Raw genomic sequence first — 1,689 nt, 5'->3', positions numbered from 1 at the left:
ACCGTCGCGTCGGCGCCGCGATCGCGCGCGCCACGAGGGGCCTGGGCACCGTCCTGACGCCGGTCGCGACCGACGCGGGCCCCGCAGGGGTCCAGGCCCTGACCGAGGGCTACCTCCTGGGCGCCTACCGTCATCCCTCCGCGCGGACCACCGACCCCGCCCCCGGACCCGCCGAGACCCTCATGCTGCTCGGTCGGCACGACCAGGACGCGGTGGACCGCGCCACCCGAGCCGCGCTGGCGACCTGGACCGCCAGGGTCCTCACCGTCACTCCGTCCGACGTCAAGAGCCCCACCTGGCTCGCCGACCGCGCCCAGGAGCTCGGTGAGGCAGCCGGGCTGGTCGTGGAACGCGTCGAGGCCGCACGGCTCGCCGAGCTCGGGTTCGGGGGCATCCTCGCGGTCGGTGGCGGCTCGGCCACGCCCCCCTGCCTGGTGACCCTGCGGTACGAGCCCTCGGGTGCGACCCTGCCCCGGCACGTGGTGGTGGTCGGCAAGGGCATCACGTACGACACCGGTGGGCTGTCGATCAAGCCGCGCGAGTCGATGACGTCGATGAAGACCGACATGGCCGGGGCCGCGGTCGCCCTCGCGACGGTGGTGGGTGCCGCGCAGGCCAAGGTGCCCCACCGGGTGACCGCCGTGCTCCCGCTGGCGGAGAACGCCGTCGGGGCGTCCTCCTACCGTCCCGGGGACGTGCTGCACACCTACGGCGGGACCTCCGTCGAGATCGCCAACACCGATGCGGAGGGACGCATCGTGCTGGCCGACGCTCTCGCCCACGCCGACCGGGACCTGGATCCCGACGTCCTCATCGACGTCGCGACCCTCACGGGTGCCGCGACCTTGGGTCTGGGCCGTCAGCACGGCGCGCTCTACACCGGCGATGACGCCTTGGCCGGGTCGCTCACCGCCGCTGGTGAGGAGGCGGGCGAGCGCCTGTGGCGCATGCCGCTGGTCGAGGACTACCTCCCCGCCCTGGACTCCCTGGTCGCCGACCTGCGGCACGTGCCGGCCGAGGTCAAGGGCGGTGGCTCCATCACCGCGGCGTTGTTCCTCAGGGCGTTCGTGGGGCGCCGCCGGTGGGCCCACCTCGACATCGCCGGGCCCGCCCGGGCCGGCTCGGCCGCCCACGAGGTGCCTGAGGGCGCCACCGGGTTCGGGGCGAGGGTGCTCCTGGCCTGGCTGGACCGACTGCGCTGACGCTCAGCGCCGGGAGGCGAGCAGCAGCCCGTCCCCGCTGGCCAGGAACGCCGGGACCACCCGGTCGTCGTCCCTGATGGCACGGGTGACCTCGCGCATCGTCGTGGTCACCTCGTCGCGCCGTGCAGGGTCCGGCAGCCGGTCGTGGTGCAGGGCGTGCGCCACCGCCAGCACGCCCCCGGGGCGCAGCAGCCGCAGCCCGGCGTCCACGTGCTCGGGCAGCTCCACGGGGTCGCAGTCGGCCAGGACCAGGTCGTAGGCCCCGTCGGCCAGGCGCGGCAGGACGTCCAGCGCTCGACCGGTGATGGTCCGCACCCGCGTCGGGCGCACACCTTCCTCGGCGAACGCCTGGCGTGCGGCGCGCTGGTGCTCGGCCTCGGTGTCGATGGTCGTCAGGACACCGTCCGGTGCCATCCCCCGCAGCAACCACAGCCCCGAGACCCCGGTACCGGTGCCCACCTCCACCACGGCCGTGGCTCGCAGTGCG

At 75.0% G+C, this 1,689-nt stretch carries 2 protein-coding genes; one reads left to right on the top strand and one right to left on the bottom strand.

Annotated elements, in window-relative coordinates; translation table 11 throughout:
• On the top strand, positions 1-1,202 hold a 1,202-nt coding region (locus tag N869_RS14915; protein ID WP_035062960.1), incomplete at its 5' end, for a leucyl aminopeptidase family protein.
• Positions 1,203-1,205: 3 nt separating this feature from the next.
• Here the strand turns inward: N869_RS14915 and N869_RS14910 are convergent.
• Positions 1,206-1,689: O-methyltransferase (locus N869_RS14910; protein WP_035062958.1), on the bottom strand; the 484-nt coding region annotated here is incomplete at its 5' end.

This window comes from Cellulomonas bogoriensis 69B4 = DSM 16987 (assembly GCF_000767165.1).
In the GTDB taxonomy this organism is placed as follows: domain Bacteria; phylum Actinomycetota; class Actinomycetes; order Actinomycetales; family Cellulomonadaceae; genus Actinotalea; species Actinotalea bogoriensis.
Note: the sequence above shows the minus strand (reverse complement) of the source record. Positions and strands in the feature narration are given on the sequence as shown.